General features: G+C 65.0%; 20 protein-coding genes and 1 pseudogene. 6 read left to right on the top strand and 15 right to left on the bottom strand.

Translation table 11 applies throughout. The features are described 5' to 3' along the window. Window positions 1–9 precede the first annotated feature (9 nt). Complete coding sequence (locus tag ACIBI6_RS38260; protein WP_364355741.1) at window positions 10–882, bottom strand: haloalkane dehalogenase; 873 nt, start codon at window positions 880–882, stop codon at window positions 10–12. A gap of 623 nt (window positions 883–1,505) precedes the next feature. Between ACIBI6_RS38260 and ACIBI6_RS38255 the strand changes: the two genes are divergently transcribed. Together ACIBI6_RS38255 and ACIBI6_RS38250 are read left to right on the top strand one after the other, a co-directional pair. Beyond that, window positions 1,506–2,285, top strand: coding sequence for an HNH endonuclease family protein (locus ACIBI6_RS38255; protein WP_364355738.1), 780 nt, complete (start codon window positions 1,506–1,508; stop codon window positions 2,283–2,285). Between the two features lie 35 nt (window positions 2,286–2,320). After that, window positions 2,321–2,545, top strand: coding sequence for a hypothetical protein (locus ACIBI6_RS38250; protein WP_364355735.1), 225 nt, complete (start codon window positions 2,321–2,323; stop codon window positions 2,543–2,545). Window positions 2,546–2,554: 9 nt separating this feature from the next. Here ACIBI6_RS38250 and ACIBI6_RS38245 read toward each other — a convergent pair whose 3' ends face one another. The 3 genes from ACIBI6_RS38245 to ACIBI6_RS38235 are packed head-to-tail and all read right to left on the bottom strand — an operon-like array spanning window position 2,555 to window position 4,409. Beyond that, a complete protein-coding gene (locus ACIBI6_RS38245; protein WP_364355732.1) occupies window positions 2,555–3,583 on the bottom strand; it encodes an NAD(P)-dependent alcohol dehydrogenase in 1,029 nt (342 codons plus the stop codon). A gap of 5 nt (window positions 3,584–3,588) precedes the next feature. Then, window positions 3,589–3,981 (bottom strand): hypothetical protein, encoded by a 393-nt coding sequence (locus ACIBI6_RS38240; protein WP_364355729.1) that lies wholly within the window; start codon window positions 3,979–3,981, stop codon window positions 3,589–3,591. Beyond that, the gene (locus ACIBI6_RS38235) at window positions 3,978–4,409 is read right to left on the bottom strand and encodes a hypothetical protein (protein ID WP_364355726.1); all 432 of its coding nucleotides are present in this window, start codon (window positions 4,407–4,409) and stop codon (window positions 3,978–3,980) included. Before ACIBI6_RS38235 ends, ACIBI6_RS38240 begins: the two co-directional genes overlap by 4 nt. 124 nt (window positions 4,410–4,533) lie before the next feature. Between ACIBI6_RS38235 and ACIBI6_RS38230 the strand changes: the two genes are divergently transcribed. Continuing rightward, window positions 4,534–5,364, top strand: a complete 831-nt coding sequence (locus ACIBI6_RS38230; protein ID WP_364355723.1) for a helix-turn-helix transcriptional regulator — start codon at window positions 4,534–4,536, stop codon at window positions 5,362–5,364. On the opposite strand, the gene ACIBI6_RS38225 is transcribed toward ACIBI6_RS38230, so the two are convergent. From ACIBI6_RS38225 to ACIBI6_RS38195, 7 genes and pseudogenes are all read right to left on the bottom strand, one after another. Beyond that, complete coding sequence (locus ACIBI6_RS38225; protein WP_364355720.1) at window positions 5,251–5,625, bottom strand: LysR family transcriptional regulator; 375 nt, start codon at window positions 5,623–5,625, stop codon at window positions 5,251–5,253. The two genes, ACIBI6_RS38230 and ACIBI6_RS38225, sit on opposite strands and share 114 nt — an antisense overlap. Window positions 5,626–5,899: 274 nt before the next feature. Then, window positions 5,900–7,468 (bottom strand): hypothetical protein, encoded by a 1,569-nt coding sequence (locus ACIBI6_RS38220; RefSeq protein ID WP_364355717.1) that lies wholly within the window; start codon window positions 7,466–7,468, stop codon window positions 5,900–5,902. Next, the gene (locus tag ACIBI6_RS38215; protein WP_364355714.1) at window positions 7,453–8,217 is read right to left on the bottom strand and encodes an ABC transporter ATP-binding protein; all 765 of its coding nucleotides are present in this window, start codon (window positions 8,215–8,217) and stop codon (window positions 7,453–7,455) included. Before ACIBI6_RS38215 ends, ACIBI6_RS38220 begins: the two co-directional genes overlap by 16 nt. Window positions 8,218–8,324: 107 nt before the next feature. Then, a complete protein-coding gene (locus ACIBI6_RS38210; protein ID WP_396959849.1) occupies window positions 8,325–9,533 on the bottom strand; it encodes an FAD-dependent oxidoreductase in 1,209 nt (402 codons plus the stop codon). Between the two features lie 224 nt (window positions 9,534–9,757). Further along, window positions 9,758–10,405: a PadR family transcriptional regulator gene (locus ACIBI6_RS38205; RefSeq protein ID WP_364355708.1), complete on the bottom strand. Its 648-nt coding sequence runs from the start codon at window positions 10,403–10,405 to the stop codon at window positions 9,758–9,760. An 89-nt stretch (window positions 10,406–10,494) separates the two neighbouring features. Then, window positions 10,495–10,707: a hypothetical protein gene (locus ACIBI6_RS38200; protein WP_396959918.1), complete on the bottom strand. Its 213-nt coding sequence runs from the start codon at window positions 10,705–10,707 to the stop codon at window positions 10,495–10,497. Beyond that, window positions 10,694–10,885, bottom strand: a pseudogene (locus ACIBI6_RS38195) (hypothetical protein); the annotation flags it as partial. The pseudogene ACIBI6_RS38195 and the gene ACIBI6_RS38200, both read right to left, overlap by 14 nt. A 163-nt stretch (window positions 10,886–11,048) precedes the next feature. On the opposite strand from ACIBI6_RS38195, the gene ACIBI6_RS38190 reads away from it, so the two are divergent. From ACIBI6_RS38190 to ACIBI6_RS38180, 3 genes are all read left to right on the top strand, one after another. After that, window positions 11,049–11,924, top strand: coding sequence for an oxidoreductase (locus ACIBI6_RS38190; RefSeq protein WP_364355702.1), 876 nt, complete (start codon window positions 11,049–11,051; stop codon window positions 11,922–11,924). A 62-nt stretch (window positions 11,925–11,986) separates the two neighbouring features. Continuing rightward, window positions 11,987–12,442 (top strand): transcriptional regulator, encoded by a 456-nt coding sequence (locus tag ACIBI6_RS38185; RefSeq protein ID WP_396959846.1) that lies wholly within the window; start codon window positions 11,987–11,989, stop codon window positions 12,440–12,442. Further along, on the top strand, window positions 12,439–12,813 hold the full coding sequence (locus tag ACIBI6_RS38180) for a DUF3817 domain-containing protein (RefSeq protein ID WP_396959844.1): 375 nt from the start codon (window positions 12,439–12,441) through the stop codon (window positions 12,811–12,813). Before ACIBI6_RS38185 ends, ACIBI6_RS38180 begins: the two co-directional genes overlap by 4 nt. 124 nt (window positions 12,814–12,937) lie before the next feature. On the opposite strand, the gene rdgB is transcribed toward ACIBI6_RS38180, so the two are convergent. The 4 genes from rdgB to ACIBI6_RS38160 all read right to left on the bottom strand — a co-directional run bounded on the left by rdgB (window position 12,938) and on the right by ACIBI6_RS38160 (window position 15,989). Further along, entirely contained in the window at window positions 12,938–13,549 is a 612-nt protein-coding gene (rdgB, locus tag ACIBI6_RS38175) for an RdgB/HAM1 family non-canonical purine NTP pyrophosphatase (protein WP_364355696.1), read from the bottom strand. Further along, complete coding sequence (gene rph, locus ACIBI6_RS38170; protein ID WP_364355693.1) at window positions 13,549–14,319, bottom strand: ribonuclease PH; 771 nt, start codon at window positions 14,317–14,319, stop codon at window positions 13,549–13,551. The genes rdgB and rph overlap by 1 nt, the downstream gene beginning before the upstream one ends. Window positions 14,320–14,361: 42 nt before the next feature. Continuing rightward, window positions 14,362–15,126 carry a cyclic nucleotide-degrading phosphodiesterase gene (locus ACIBI6_RS38165; RefSeq protein ID WP_364355857.1) on the bottom strand — a complete coding sequence of 255 codons (765 nt, stop codon included), beginning with the start codon at window positions 15,124–15,126 and terminating at the stop codon, window positions 14,362–14,364. Window positions 15,127–15,275: 149 nt separating this feature from the next. Then, a complete protein-coding gene (locus ACIBI6_RS38160) occupies window positions 15,276–15,989 on the bottom strand; it encodes a rhomboid family intramembrane serine protease (RefSeq protein ID WP_396959914.1) in 714 nt (237 codons plus the stop codon). Between the last annotated feature and the right edge of the window lie 137 nt (window positions 15,990–16,126).

Below are 16,126 nucleotides of genomic sequence, written 5' to 3'. Positions count from 1 at the left end.
GCACCGGAGTCATGCACTCGTGGTCGCCGTCGTCAACGAGTGCGCGCGCAACCACGTCGCGACCGCGGTCCCGATGGCATCGGGCTGATCCTCCGGTGCGTGATGTCCCGCCGCGCCGACCGAGACGACCTCGGCGCTGGCGAACGTCTCGGCGGCCCATGCGATCACCTCCGACGAACCGAGGCCGACGCCATTGTCGAGCGCCATGATGAGCTTGGGCACCGCCGGCGAATCCGCCGCCCACCGGTCGTAGTTCTCCACCAGCGCAACCACATCGGCAGGCTCGCCCTCCAACGGAAATTCGCGCGTCCAGGCCAGCATGGGCTTACGCGATTCCGGCGTCGGGAAGGGAGCGCGATACACGTCGTGATCTTCCTGCGACAGGTCGGTAATGCCCCTCGGCAGGTTGAACTCGATGAACGTATTCTCCACCAGCACCATTCGCTCCCCCTCGGCCGTCCGGAATTTCCGGAAAAGTTCGGCGCCGAGCGGCGGAAGTTCGTCCCAGCGCATCGGTCGCAGGAATGTCTCGATCAGTGCGATGCCCCGGACGCGCTCGGGATGCCGTGCCGCCCAATGCATACCGAGCGCGCCACCCCAGTCGTGGCCGACGATGACAACTTGGTCGAGGCCCAGTGCGTCGAACCAGGCGTCCAGATAGCGGGCGTGGTCGGCGAGGCGGTAGGGGCTGTCGGGCTTCCCGGACGCACCCATCCCGATCAGATCCGGTGCGAGCACCCGGGTTTGATCGGCGACATGCGGGATCACATTGCGCCACAGGTGCGATGAGGTCGGGTTCCCGTGCAGGAACACCACCGGTACCGAACCGGCACCGAGGTCGGTGTAGTTGATGAACGAGTCGAGAACGTCGACGGTAGCCATGATGTGGGTCCTTCCTGGATCCGGCTTCTGTGCCTGCACCCGGTTTCGACACACGTTTCGGCCGCATTGTGACCGCCATCGAATGTGACGCTCGTCACTCATCCGGAAGTCGGGTACCCGGCCGCGCTCACCACAACCGCAGGTAAACCTAACTTCCGTATGTGAGCAGTACATGTTTCAACTGACCGGCGCGCCATTCAGGAGATTCTCAGACTTAAGTAAAGCGATTGCAAAGGAATCTGGAATGATCTACTGTCTCTCTACGTAAGAACAATGAAGTTCACACAGATCGTCACGAAAAGTTATCCGCAGTACGACACGGCCCGACGAGACTTCCCTCATCAGCCTCGTGGCGCCGCGAGAATGGATCATCCGGCCTGGACAACCGGCCCATTCATTCGGCCGCGCACGAGCTCATTCGTGACACGACCACCCCTGGATCAGCGCCGGCACGCCGAGTCAGGGGTGGTTCTGCGTCTACCGTCGAGTGCCCTTGCCACGCCGTGCGTTCTTCGACTAGCTGTGCCGAACGTCATACGCGACAATCACATACGGGACGATCGGCCGCAGGTAGCTTGACGCCCGACAAATTCATCGGTGCGAGGCTAGGAAGTTCGATCTTTGTGAAGTGGTTGTCATCCCGCACCGCGCGTCGTGTACTCGCTGTTTGCGCACCCATCGTCTTGGCTGTCGTTGTCGCCGTTGGCTATTCCTTTATCGACGAGTGGACCGGTAAGACCGGCAAGGGATCCGGACCGGCGGATGTCACAACGGCGTCCGGCAAGGACATCAACGATCTGCTCGGCCAGCTCGTCGATGCGCCCGAGGAGTCGATGGAAGGCTACAGCCGGGAGAAGTTCCCGCACTGGGATACCAATAAGCCCGAGCACGGCTTCGGCCCGGACTTCACGCAGTACAGCAAGTGCACCAGCCGTGACGTGATGATGCTCCGCGACGCGACGGGCTCGGTCAAACTCGACCCGAAAACCTGTGAGCTCACCGTCGGCCGCGGCGGTGGTTGGCAGGACCAGTACGGCGTACTGGATTCCAAGACCGGAAAGCTCAAGCCGTACAAGTTCATTACCGACCCGGCCGGAGTCGACGCCGAACACATCGTGCCGCTGGCCGAGGCGTGGCGTTCGGGTGCGAATAAGCGCGATGAAGATACCCGCCGCCGGATTGCCAACGACTCCGTCAATCTGATCGCCTCCGATCCCTCCGCCAACAGGTCCAAGGGTGACCAAGACGTCGCGAACTACCTGCCGCCGGGAAAATTCCGGTGTGGCTATCTCGAGCATTACGTCAAGATCAAAGTAAAATACGCGCTGAACGTTGATCCCGCCGAACACACCGCACTGCGCAACGCAGTCGCCGACTGCGTCAGTCGAGGAGAGTTCAAATAAGCGACATCATCGAGATTTCCGCCAAGGCCGCCGTCATGACCGAAGAGGAAGGGACGGTCTCCGGCGAGCTCGATGTGACCGTCGATGCGACGGGTAAAGGTCTGGTCCGCTATCGCAAAACCGAGACCTGGTACACCATCGGCAATCTCGAGGCGGAGCCGCCGCGCACCTGGACCACCGTCGCCGAGTTGGCGGCCGCGATCGAAGCTACCGCCGGAACCCGCGATGCAGCAGGCAATATCGTGCCCTTCGAGGCCTGATCCACAGGCCTACGGCATGGTGATGACGACCTTGCCGAACGGATTGTCCTCGCGGAAGTAGCGGTACGCCTCCACCGCCTGGTCGAGCGGAAAGGTCCGATCGATGACGGGGCGCATGCGATGGGCAGTGATGGCGCGGTTCATCGCCTCGAAATCGTCCCGGCTGCCGACCGCGATCCGGCGGATCGCGAGATACGGTCCGACGAACGGATTCTCGAATGTCTCTCCCTCCGGCAGCTGCGATGCGCCGATCATGGTGATCGTCGCGTTGTAGCCTGCGGAACGCACCGATTTCGACAGGGTTGGCAGTCCGACGGCCTCCACCACATGTTCGACGCCGTGGCCGTCGGTGAGCTCGAGCACCTTCTCGTCCCAGTCCGGCGTCGCGTTGCGGTCGATGGTCTCGTCCGCGCCGAGCTTGTGCAGTCGCTCCGCCTTCTCCGTGCCGGACGTTATCGAAATAACCCTGGCACCAAGCATTTTCGCGTGCTGCACGGCGAACAACGCGACGGTACCGCTGCCGACGGTAAGTACCGTCTGCCCCGAAGACACCGGCACCGGTGTGGTCAGCGACGCCCACGCGACGACTCCCGCGCAGGTCAGCGTGGCCGCCTCGACATCGGTGAGATGTTCGGGCACGTGCACCACAGAATCCTCTTCGATGACCGCATAGGTGGCTAGCATGCCGTTGTAGTTGGCGCCGTACTGTTCAGCGACCTGCGCCAGTCGCTGCGGGCCATTGATGAAACGCACGAAGTACGACGCGGTCACCCGGTCGCCGAGCGCGGCGCGAGTCACATTGTCGCCCAGGGCGATAACCTCACCGACACCATCGGACAGCGGGACGATGCCCGGGGTCGCGGGCAGCGGGTAGATACCGTCCATCAGCATGAGATCCCGCCGGTTCAGTGAGGCCGCCCGCACCCTGATGACCACCTGATTCGGTCCCGGCTGCGGCAGTTCTTGCACCCGCGCGGTCAAACCGGCGCGCCCCTGTAGTGGATCGAGGTGGTAGGCAATGGCTTTCATGGCTTTCATGGCTTTCATGATCTGCTTTCTGTGGTAGGCACGAAGAGCGCCTCGTAGGGCGCTTCTCCGACACCAGTGGTGATGTGGCCGCGGCCGTCGGTGTCCTCGACATGGACGAGGTCGCCGGGGCCGAATCTGCGCTGAGCGCCGTCACTCGTGGTCACTTCGATTACGCCCCGCAGCATCACAACCCATTGCTGTGCTGGAGCCGGATGCGGTTCGCTGTCGAATTGCGCACTGCGCAAGTAGGTTACGGTCGCCGCCGCCGACATTCCGGCGACGGCCATCGCGGGTACGCCCGCCGCGACGGTTCGACCGGTCAGTGCGAGTTCCGCATCGACGAATCGGGAGCCACCGTCGGCGGTGCGCACTATCCGGCTGAACCGTAAGGTCGCCACTTCGGTCATCGCACGCCTTCGATGAATTGGTGGTCGAAGGTGATGCGACCATCCGAGTCGAGCCCGATCACCTCGTAACCGCCGCCCGCGACGGAACCGTCGGCGCGCGAAACCATCGACCAAGGCAGGCCGATCAGACCGGCGGGCAACCCGGTGGCCGCCCCCACCTCGAAGATGTACTCGCCGGGAGCCACGAACATCTCGTAGGCGCGGGACACCCGGGCTTCCATCGCGTCGTGGCCGCGCACTTCCAGGGCAGGTACGGCGAAGTTCAGGTTCGCCGCCGCCTCGCGGATCTCCACCGGTGGGTCGACCAGGGTCTGTGCACCTTCGGGTGCCCAAATCTCGTGGATCAGCTTGCGGCGGATCTCCGGATCGGATTCGTTCCACTGGGACATGTAGCGCTCGGCGAAACGGCTCAGGTCTTGGTTGCTCATGGCACTGAGTTTTGCGAGCGCGGCGTTGTGGCGCGATTCCCTGCAGGGAATGACATCCGATGCGGGTTCGGTGATTCCCTCCGGGGAATGGCGCGGACACCGCGGGTCGGATATCACTGAATTCATGACGACAGTGGTGGAGCCGAATCCGTTCGCTCAGCAGTTGCGGCATTGGCGCACGCAGCGACATGTGAGCCAGCTCGACCTGGCTATTCGCGCGGACACCAGCCAGCGCTATCTGAGCTTCCTGGAACAGGGGCGCTCGCGCCCGGGACGCACCATGGTGGTGCGGCTGGCCGAATCGCTGGAACTGTCGCTGCGCGAGCGCAATGCCCTGCTGCTCGCCGCGGGATATGCCCCAATCTTCCCCGAATCCGACTTGGACACACCGGAATTGGGTCCGGTGCGGGTCGCCTTGGAGCGCATTCTCGACGGGCATCTGCCCTACCCCGCCGTTGTCACCCGCCCTTACGGCCGACTGGTCGCCGCCAATGCCGCCTTCGACATCCTCACCGAGGGGGCCGCCACGGAACTGATCAACCCGCCGATCAATGTCCTGCGCCTCGCCCTACACCCCGACGGCCTGGCACGACGCGTGCTGAACCTCCCCGAATGGGGCCGCCACGTCACCGAAAGCCTGCGCGGCAAGGCCCTACGCAGTCCCGACCCCCGCCTCGACGACTTCATCGCCGAGCTCGAAAGCTACCTCCCCGCCGCCACCCCCGGCCCCGACCACCTCGGCTTCGCCGTCCCGCTCCGCCTGACCACCCCCGAGGGCGAACTCCGCCTCATCACCACCATCACCAGCTTCGCCACTGCCGTAGACATAACCCTCTCCGAACTACACCTGGAAGCCTTCCTCCCCGCCGACGACCGAACCGCCGAATACCTCCGCCGCCGCTCCGAACAGCGTCAGGCGCAAGCGCACAAAACCTACGCCCCATCTCCGCAATGACTCACCAGGTGGTTCCGCCAACGCGCAAACCCGCCACGGACAGGTCGCTGCGCATTGGCGGCGGCAAAACCTGCGCGCACCCGGAACCGACACCCACCTCAGCAGTGACCTACCACGTGCGCGCGGCAACTGCGTCGTCACCGTCGGCTGCGACAACCCCACCAACCGCGCTCCCGCCGTAATTGATCCGGCGCGATGCACCGCCAGGAACGTCCGCAGCTGATTCAGATCGAAACTGCCATCGGAATCCCTATCGCCCACCCAACAAGTGTATTTCTCTCCCAATACTCGACCAGCCGATCCCTATCCCACGGCCCGTCGTTCGAATTCCTGCCGCGACTTCTGCCATTCGATTAGAGCGGGGCGTGACCAGGGGGCATACGCGGATTGTCCCAGCCATCCGGCTATGGCCTGTCTGGAAGTCACTCTCCGAGGCACCATCCGGTTCCGGACAGGGTTCAGTACCACCATTCGACTCGGCTCGATGGACGCCCACCACTTCGAGACAAGACCTGGTGGCCGCGCGATGCGAGCATCAACGCGGCTGCACAGCCGCAAGAACTTCTGGTCCGCGGGCGGACAATCGCTCTTCGGCGAGACGCGCACCGAGCACAGCTGCGATGATCCCGATCGCAATCCCGACCGGTAGGGCCAGCCACAGTACGGCGGTGATGTCGAGGGCTAGGCCGATGAGCAGCACGATCAGGACCGGGATCAGCGCGACCAGTTGGCCCAAGCTGGTGGCGACTTGCACCAAAGCCTTTGCGCAGCCTGGGTTTCCGGAGGAGGCGAAGGGGTTTCCGGTGCGCGGTGGTAGCGGGTAGGGCGCGGTCACCGACAGGAATACGGCCGAGCCCGCGCCGACGCCGAGGACAGCGAAAAGTAGCGATAGCGTCCACGGATACATCGACCAACGGCCGAGCGCGCCCGGCAGCACAACTGCGAGCAGCACAGACGGCAGCCCGATCACCAGCAGCAGGGCCAGCAGTCGTCCGCGCACATCGGCGCGCACCGCGCCGGGAGTCACCAGTGTCTGCCAGAGTGCGGTGCCGTCGTAGCCGTAGAGGTTATTGGCGGCCAGGCCCGCGAACCACGCGGCACTCACACCCGCGAACGCCACGCCGCCCGAACCGTCGCCCTGTATTGCCGGAAACACCGGCAGCAGGGCACCCACCAGCAGCACGGGCAACAGCGCCGCCCGGCGTCGGCTATCTCGCGACCAGGTTCGCAACTCCTTGACCACCACCGCACCCACCGGCCCGGACGTCCGCACCCGACTCAGCAGCATCCCGCGCCCGCCCGCGCCGGATACCGAATCCAGCGGCGCGGTCAACCGCCTCCGCAACAGCACAGACCATGCCCACCACAGCACCCCTGTCAAGGCCGACAACCCGACCAACGCGCCCACTGCCGACAACCAGTCACCGCGCGCCGCCGCTCCCACCGCAACTGGTGCCCACCCGGAAGGCAACACGCGCAACAGATTCGCCAACCACGGTGCCGATTCCCGCACCGCATCCACATGATTCAGCAGGAAACTCATCGGGTAGTAGGCCAAACCGGCGAGACCCGCCAGCAGTACCCCGAGATCGCGTCCCCGCCGCGAACGCATCGCGGCACCGATCCACGCCAGCACCACCCGCGAGAGCACCACGACGAATAACAACTGCAGCACCACACCGACCACCGCGACCCCGACGGCAGCCCAACTCAGTTGCGCCGCAAGCACAACCAGTCCAGCGAACGCCAGCAGATTGATCACCGGCGCAGGCCCCACGAACGCCGCCGCCAATAGCCCGGTGGCCAACTGTCGATGACTCAGCGGCAACAGCCGCAGATGTTCGGGCTGCACGGTCTCATCGCTGCTGCCCATCAATACCGGACCGCACAGCCAGCCGAGCGTCCATATTCCATACCACGCAGCGGCCACCGTGACACCACCGCCCACGTCGCCGTCCCGCACCCCGAATCCGATGAGACCCGCTGTACCGAGCGCGAATACGACGCCGATGACCACACCGCTGACGAAGGTGACGCCCTGCCAGCCGTTGCCCAGAGCACGCTTGGTCAGCAGCAACCGCATCCGAATCAGGACGCCAACCACGACAGCCCGTCCTCCCCGCCGACTCGGCCACCGACCAGATGTACGAACGCCGCCTCCAAGGTACTGTCCCCGCGCACCTCGTCGAGCGTGCCCGCGGCCACCACTCGCCCGGCGGTGATCACCGCTACCCGATCGCACAGGTTCTCCACCAGCGCCATCACATGGCTCGACAGCACCACCGCACCGCCCGCCGCGACGAACCGCTGCAGAATTGTGCGAATCGTGCTCGCCGACACCGGATCCACGGCCTCGAACGGTTCGTCGAGCACCAGTAGTTTCGGTGCGTGCAGCAGCGCCGTGGCCAACCCGATCTTCTTGCGCATACCCGCGGAGTAATCGACGACGAGAGTCCGTTCGGCACCGGTCAATTCGAAGACTCCGAGCAGTTCATCGGCACGTTCGGCCACCGTATTCGCGGGCAGACCGCGCAGTAAACCGGTGTAGGTCAATAGTTCTCGGCCCGTCAGGCGCTCCGGTAGCGCAAGGCCGTCCGGCAGCACGCCCGCCAAAGTCTTCGCCGCGACCGGATCGGCCCAAACGTCGACGCCGAAGATCCGCGCCTGTCCGGCGTCCGGCCGTAACAGTCCGCAGGCCATCGACAAGGTGGTGGTCTTGCCCGCACCGTTCGGGCCGACCAGCCCGAAGAACGAGCCCGGCGGCACCGTGAGGCCGACATCGTCGACGACCCACGGGCCGCCGAATCGCTTATAGAGCCCGGTCAGCTGCAACGCAGGATCGGTATGCACCATCTATCCCCCCTTTGTCTTTCAATTCCCATCTCCTACGTTACGGACGAACCGGCCGCCGGGTTCGAAATAGTGCTGCCCGTCCCCGGAAGAGACAGGCAGCACCAGCACTACGCCTTCGCGGTCACCAACTCCTGCTGCACCGGCGCATCCCACTCGATCCGATACCGCTGCTCGACACCCATGGTCTTCTCCGGGTTCATCGCCTTGATAAGCAGCGGCATCAGCAAGGACATCATCCGCCGCGCCACCGGTCCCGGCGTCTTGCTGTGGTTGATCTTGCGCGCCCGCGCCGCGACACCCTCCACCCGCGGCCGCCGCACCCCTTCATAGGCGGCGAAGGCCGAGGTGTGATCGGGCAGGTCCCGCAGACACCGCGCCAACTGCACCGCACTCTCGATGGCCAGCGACGCCCCCTGCCCAGAACTGTTGGACGGCGCGTGCACCGAATCCCCCACCAACACCATGCGCCCCCGATACCAGGTCGGCACCGGCGGCATAATGTGCAGTGCGCCAGTCGTTTCCAGGTTTTCCGCAGTGGTCCTGCGGGCGAATTCACCGCCCGGAGTGTCCTCGGCGTAGGTCTCCCGCAGGATTGCCAACCAGCGCTCGGCCGGAATCGCGCGTGCCTCGGTCAGCGACAGATACTCCTTGTGCGGCAGATTCGCACCCCACATGACCCTATTGCCCTCGACGGTTCCGTAGAGGTAGTACGCCTTCTTACCGAACGCGAAAACCATTGTCTCCGAGGGAATTCCGAAATCGCTGTCGAGCATCGCACCGAATCCGATCATCCCGGTGTACTCCGGTCCCGGATTATTCGGGTCGATGAGACCGCGCACCGTGGATCGAATGCCGTCCGCGCCGATCAGCACATCCGCGGTTGCGCTACTGCCATCGGCGAAATGCGCGGTGATGCCGTCCGCGTCCTCGTCGACGCGCACGATTCGCTTGTTGTATTCGAAAGGAATCCCCGCGGCAACCGCGTGATCGTGCAGTTCCCGGTGCAATTCGTTGCGGTCGACCATCTTCAATGACGGCACGTCGGGCATTTCCGGCATTTGCAACACTTTGCCGCCCACCGAAAGCTGCGTATGCGATATAGGACTCGCGATGGCGCGAATGCGGTCGCCCGCACCAACAATGTCAAGGGCGGCAACACCATTCGGTGCCAATGCCAGCCCGCTGCCGATACCGAACGTCGGACCGGGATAGGCCTCGTAGACGCGAGCGGCAATGCCCGCCTTGTGCAATGCGGTGGCGGTCACAGGTCCGGCGATACCGCCGCCGATAACAATGGCCGTTTCTGTTTTGGACATGGGTGTACTCCAGTTATGTGCGATACGGGTTCTTCGAAGCCCGAACCGACCGTCCGATCGCACACCCAGTTATCCTGTGGTTGCCAGCCTTGCAGCCGGGTGCGCGCATGCGGACGCGGTTCGAGACGGTTACATCGGGCTCGGCGGCGGTGTTGCCGCACCCCGCCGGGCCCGGTCTCGACAATTCACTCCGCCCGGTACGGACCGGGCCGAGAGCGGGACGTCTACTCCGTCATCCCCCTTTCCACCAGCTCCGTGACCTCGGCGGGCGACATGCCTGCGACATGCATATGCCGCCAGAGATCCACGCCGGGGAAGCTGCCCGCGGCGATCTCGTCACGCAGCGACGCGGCCCACGCCACCTCGGCCTCCAGCATCGCCACACCATATTCGGCTTCGACGACGAAAAGCCGGGGCAGATTGGCGGCAGCCAGTTGATCGAGTTCTCGGCGCGCAGCCTCGATGATGCGACCCAGCGCGTCGATGCGCCGGCCGAGCAACTCGACGACTTCATCCGGCGGCAGCGCCGCCACGACGGAGAGTCCAGCCGTGAACCGGTGGTGTTCCAGCTCCGGCTCGGCAATCAATTCTCTTGTCCAGTCAGCCATTTCGGTGCGACCGGCATCGGTGATCGCATAGATCGTGCGTTCCGGCCGGGCGCCGTCGCGCTCACTGCCGACGACCTCCAGGAAGCCCGCCTTCTCCATGTTCTGCACGACGGTGTAAAGCGAGCCCCATTTGATGTCCATATCGCGGTCCTTGCCGCGCTCACGCATCTGCGAGGCGATTTCGTAGCGGTGCATCGGCCGTTCGATGACGGTCGCGAGCACCGCCAGCGCCAGCAGATTGTTCACCTTGCGCTTCGCCACCATGGACACCTCCTTACTCGTCTACGAATATACGTCTACGAGTAGTTGGGCACAAGTACTGGGCGTGGACCGGCTCGTGTTCTCTGGCGTCTTCAGCTTGGCGGCTTCCCCAGGGCCCGATCCAACAGCGCACGGTCGGTCGGATCGGCGCAGCCCCAATCGTCGAGCTCGGTATCGAACCAGCGCCGCCACGATGCCTGGATCCGGTCGACCTCGCGCTGTCCGGTAAGTCGCAGTCCCACAGCATCTTCGGCGAGATAGCCGCAGCCGATCACCCGGCCGTAGATCGGCGGCCGTGACCACACACGCCATATGCCCTGCCTCGCCCAGATCGGCAGCGATCGTCGGCAACGCGGTCGACACGATCGTCTGATCCAGCGCCGCCAGTAACATCCCGAGCACAATCGCGGCAAACACGACATTCGTCTTGCTCCGACCCAACGGCTCCGAAGTATTCTCAGCGACAGCAACCGCACCGCCCATTCCCCAAGTAGGGCCACCCACCACCCCCTCCTCCCAGCGACACGACAGCAATCACCGAGAACGCACCGTTGGCGGCCCCATGCCTACGCCAGCGCAGGGTGATCGAAGTTCCGGATTGCGTGTCGCCCTTCCGCTGCAACTTACTCCGAAGTAAGGTCGGCTCATGGCGTGGAACCCGAAAGATATGCCCGACCAGAGTGGGCGCACCTTCATCGTCACCGGAGCCAATGGCGGCCTCGGTGTCGAGACCACCTCGGTGCTGGCGAGCAAGGGCGGCACCGTGATCATGGCCTGCCGCAACGTCGCGAAGGCGCAGCCGATCGCCGACCGGATCGATGGCGACGTCCGGGTGGAGCAGCTGGATCTGGCGGATCTGGCATCGGTGCGCGAATTCGTCGACAAGACCGGCGAATTCGATGTGCTCATCAATAACGCCGGCCTGATGAACATTCCGTTCTCACGCACCAAGGACGGGTTCGAAACCCAGTTCGGCGTCAACCACCTCGGCCATTTCGCGCTGACCGGGCTGCTGTTGGATCGCCTCCGAGACCGGGTGGTGAGCCTGGCGAGCATCGCGCACAAGCAGACCCCGAAACTGTGGATCGACGATCTCAACTACGAGAACCGCCGCTACCAGCGCAACCTCGCCTACGCCCAGTCCAAGCTGGCCAACCTGATGTTCGCCCGCGAACTGCAACGGCGGCTGACCGAGGCGGGCTCCGACAAACGCTCTTACGCGGTACACCCGGGCGTCTCTGCAACCGATCTGTTCGCAAGGACCGAAACCCCACTCGACCGGATCAGCAAGCCTTTCATCCGCATCATCGGCCATGCCCCGGCCAAGGCCGCCCACTCCACCCTCTTCGCGGCCACCATGCCCGATGCCGATCCCACCACTTACTGGGGGCCGAACCGGTTGTTCCAGAGCCAGGGCCCGGTCGAACCCTCGCCGTCGAGCAAGCTGTCGAACAATCCCGAACTGCTGCGCCGACTGTGGGAGGAATCCGAGCGCATGACCGGGATCACCTACAAGTTCTGAGGCCCGACCGCTGACTCGACCTGCTCCTACGTACCGTGTAGTAGACGGGTACCGTGGTATGCGTGTCCGCTCCACCTCGCCGCTCGGCACACAATCGCCCAGCCCTGATCGTGCTGGTGATAGTGGCCGCCCTCGCCTGCTTGGCGTTGGGATGGTGGCAGTGGGAGCGGTTCGAATCCGCGAGCGGCACCGGCCAGAATCTCGGCTACGCACTGCAGTGGCCGCTGTTCGCCGGATTCGCAGTCTTCGCCTACTTCCGGTTCGTGCGGCTGGAATCCGAAGCGGATAAGGAGCCGGAAGCTGAACCGGCTCCCGCGAAGGCGCGCCGACCCACGAAAGTCGACGCGCCGCGCGAGATTCCGGCCGGACTGCTGCCCGAGCGGCCCAAAGCTGCCCGCGACGATGACCCGGTGCTCGCCGAATACAACAAATATCTGGCCGAGCTGCACGCACAAGATATCGACCAACACGTCCGGGAAGCGGGCCTCGCCCACGACACACAGAGGAGCGCCGGTTGACCACCAGCGAGAACTCGACCGAATCCGCCGCGACGCTCACCCCCGAGCCAAGGGCGACCGACGTCGCGAAGATCAAGCCCGCACTCCTGCGCTACCGGGTACTCGCCTGGACGACGGGTCTGTGGCTGCTGCTGCTCACCGGCGAAATGATCGTCAAGTACGGCTTTGATGTGCACACCCCGAACTGGATCGCCGTCGTGCACGGCTGGGTCTACTTCGTCTACCTGCTGGTTACCGCAGACCTCGCGGTCAAGGTGCGCTGGCCGATCCCGCGCACCGTCGGCACCCTCATCGCAGGCACCATCCCCCTGCTGTCCTTCTTCGTCGAGCACGTCAACGCGAACAAGGTGAAGCAAGACTTCGACCTCTGACCCACCCCTAACGCCGCACCCCGCCGCGCGACCCGACCCTCAGGGAATCACCGCCCGTCGCGCGGCACACATCCGTCGCCGGGAGGATCCGCAGCGGTTGCAGCCTCTCGAGCGTACGGCTGACTCAGGCCTCAGCGAGGGCCGCGAGTGCCGGGAGCAGCTGAGTCAGCGCGCGACCGCGATGGGACACGGCATCCTTCTCGGCGGGCGTCAGCTGGGCAGCGGTGATATCGCCGCCTGTCGGAATGAACAGCGGGTCGTAGCCGAATCCACCGTCGCCCACGGGCTTGCGGCCGATCACGCCCGGCCATTCACCGCGCACCACGATCTCGGTGCCGCCGGGCACCACCAGCGCGCAGGTGGAGACGAACTGTGCGCCGCGCCGCTCGTCCGGTACGTCACCGAGTTGGGCGAGCAGCAGGGCATTATTGGCCGCGTCGTCGCCGTGCACACCGGACCAGCGCGCCGACAGCACGCCGGGCATACCGTTCAACGCGTCCACCGCGATCCCGGAATCGTCTGCGACACAGGGCAATCCGGTGGCGGCCGCGCCATCGCGCGCCTTCGCCAGCGCATTCTCCTCGAAGGTCGCGCCGGTCTCGGGCGCCTCGTCGTAGGCGGGCACATCGCCGAGTCCGACGATCTCGATGCCAGCGATACCCGCGTCGGCGAGGATCCGGCGCAGTTCGTTCAGCTTCTTGGCATTGCGACTGGCGACCAGGACGCGGCGCGACATCACTTCTTCTTCGACTCGGCAGGCTGCGGCAGCACACCCGGATACGGCAGCGCGAGCGCCTCTTTCTGGACGGCGAACAGCCGCTCACAGCCGGCGAGTGCGGAGTCGAGCAGCTTGTCCAGGGTGGAGCGCGGGAAGGTGGCGCCCTCACCTGTGCCCTGGATCTCCACCAGGGTGCCGGTATCAGTGGCGACCACATTCATATCGACCTCGGCGCGCGAATCCTCTTCGTACGGCAGGTCCAACCGCACCCTGCCGTCGACGACACCCACGCTCACCGCGGCGATCGCACACGAGATCGGCTGCGGGTCGGCCAATCCGCCCGCCGCACCGAGGTAGGTGACCGCATCCGAGAGCGCGACATACGCGCCGGTGATGGCCGCGGTCCGAGTGCCACCGTCGGCCTGCAGCACATCGCAGTCGATGGCGATGGTGTTCTCACCGATGGCCGCCAGGTCGATGCATGCCCGCAGCGACCGGCCGACCAACCGGCTGATCTCCTGGGTGCGCCCGCCGACCTTGCCCTTCACCGATTCCCGCCCGCTACGGGTATGCGTGGCCGCGGGCAGCATCGCGTATTCGGCGGTGAGCCAGCCGAGTCCGGAATCACGACGCCACGGGGGCACGCCCTCGGTGACGCTCGCGGTGCACATCACCCGGGTCTGCCCGAACTCCACCAGCACCGAACCGGCTGGATGCGTGGTGAAGCCACGGGTGATCCGTACCTCGCGGAGCTCATCGTCCGCCCTGCCATCGGCTCGTCTCGACACGCGCCAAGCCTAGTCACATGGCCAACCGCGCGCGGCAGGCGGTCAGATGTCGAAGGTTTCGCCCGGTGCGACGGCGTGCACCGGTCCGGAGAACTGCGCCTTCGCCTCGGCGATCACGTCCTCGCGGGAGGTCCACGGCGGAATGTGGGTGAGCAGCAGCTCTTTCACGCCCGCACGCGCGGCGATAATGCCCGCCTCGGTGCCGGAAAGATGAATGCCGGGCGGCCGGTTGGCCGGATCGTGCGTCCACGACGCCTCCGACATGAGAATGTCGGCGCCCTGCGCGAGTTCGAGTACCGCATCGCACATCGCGGTGTCGCCGGTGTAGACGAAGGTCCGCCCGGTCGCGGTCACGATGCGCAGCCCGTACGACTCCGGCGGGTGATACATCCGACGCGCGAGCACCGTATGGCCCGGACCGAATTCGATCGCTTCGCCCTCGACCCACGTCTGGTGATCGATGACGTCGGACCAGTCGTCGCATGCGCCGCCGATCTCGGCGGACGCATTGCCGATGCGCACCGCGCTATCGGACGGACCGCGCACGATCGCCTGTCCCACCGGAGGTGACGGGTGGTAGCGCCGCCAGACCAGCAGTCCGGGCAGATCCAGGCAGTGATCGGCATGCAGATGCGTGAGGAAGATATCGACCTCACCGGGATCGGCGTAGCGCTGCAATGCGCCGAGCACGCCGGGTCCGAAATCGATGACCACCGGCGACATATCCGGCCCGGTCAGTAGGTACCCCGACGCTGGGGAGTCCGGGCCGGACACACTGCCCGAGCACCCGAGGACGGTAAGGCGCATTCCCCCATGCTCCCACGACGAATTCTCGCTCATAACAGCGCCTCGCTAACGCTCGGCACCGTCACGAGCGAGAGCCCGGCTGTTTTTGTTGTTCGCTCGCTCAAGAACCGATCCCCCACATTCCGCTGCGAACCGCGCGACAACCGCGACTACGCATTGACTCCGGCTCGATCCCCGCGACGGTGTCGACGTTCATCACCAGAGAGTACCCAGCCGGCCAGCACTCCACCCATTGCCCCGAAAAGATGGCCCTGCCAAGAGATTCCGGGCTGTCCGGGCAGCACACCCCACAGCACCGACCCGTAAATCGCCAGCACAACCAGGCCGATCCCGATCTGCACCAGATTGCGGGCGAACCAGCCACGCGAGATCAGGAAGGTCAGCCAGCCGAATATCAGCGACGATGCGCCGAGATGCACCGATCCGGTGGCGCCGGTGAGCCAGACGCCGACTCCGGCAACGATCCAGATGATCGCGGTGGCGGCGAGTCCACGACCGATGCCCGCGAGCAGGGTGATGAAGCCGAGGACGATAACCGGAAGCGTATTGGCGAACAGGTGGTCCCAGCCGTGATGCAGGACGGGGGCCCACAGAATGCCCCACAGGCCGTCCGCCTCGCGCGGTTCGATGCCGTTGTAATCGAGTTGGTTGTGGTCGAGGTTGTCGACGCCTTCGATGCCGTAGAGCAGGGCGACGAATGCGGTGATGATGACGCCCGCGCGCAGCCAGAGCTGTTTGATCGGCGCGACGCTGTTCGGTTTGGCGGGCGTACCGGAAGGCATGCTCGACTGCCCCAGTTGGGCGCGTAGTGCGGCGATCCGTTCCGGATCGAACGACGAACCGATTCCCGAACCGCCGGTCATCGCAACCTCCTCGTCGAGCGAGACCCGGACGCCGACGATATGCGACAAGGGACTCGCTCTTTCGAGAGTACCGGGGCAATTCGCGACCAAACGGCCGGTGATACAGGCGTGAGCGTGCACTTTCCGCGCGAAAAGCG

This window comes from Nocardia sp. NPDC050412, assembly GCF_044458825.1.
Lineage (GTDB): Bacteria > Actinomycetota > Actinomycetes > Mycobacteriales > Mycobacteriaceae > Nocardia.
This window is presented reverse-complemented; position numbering and strand designations above follow the sequence as displayed.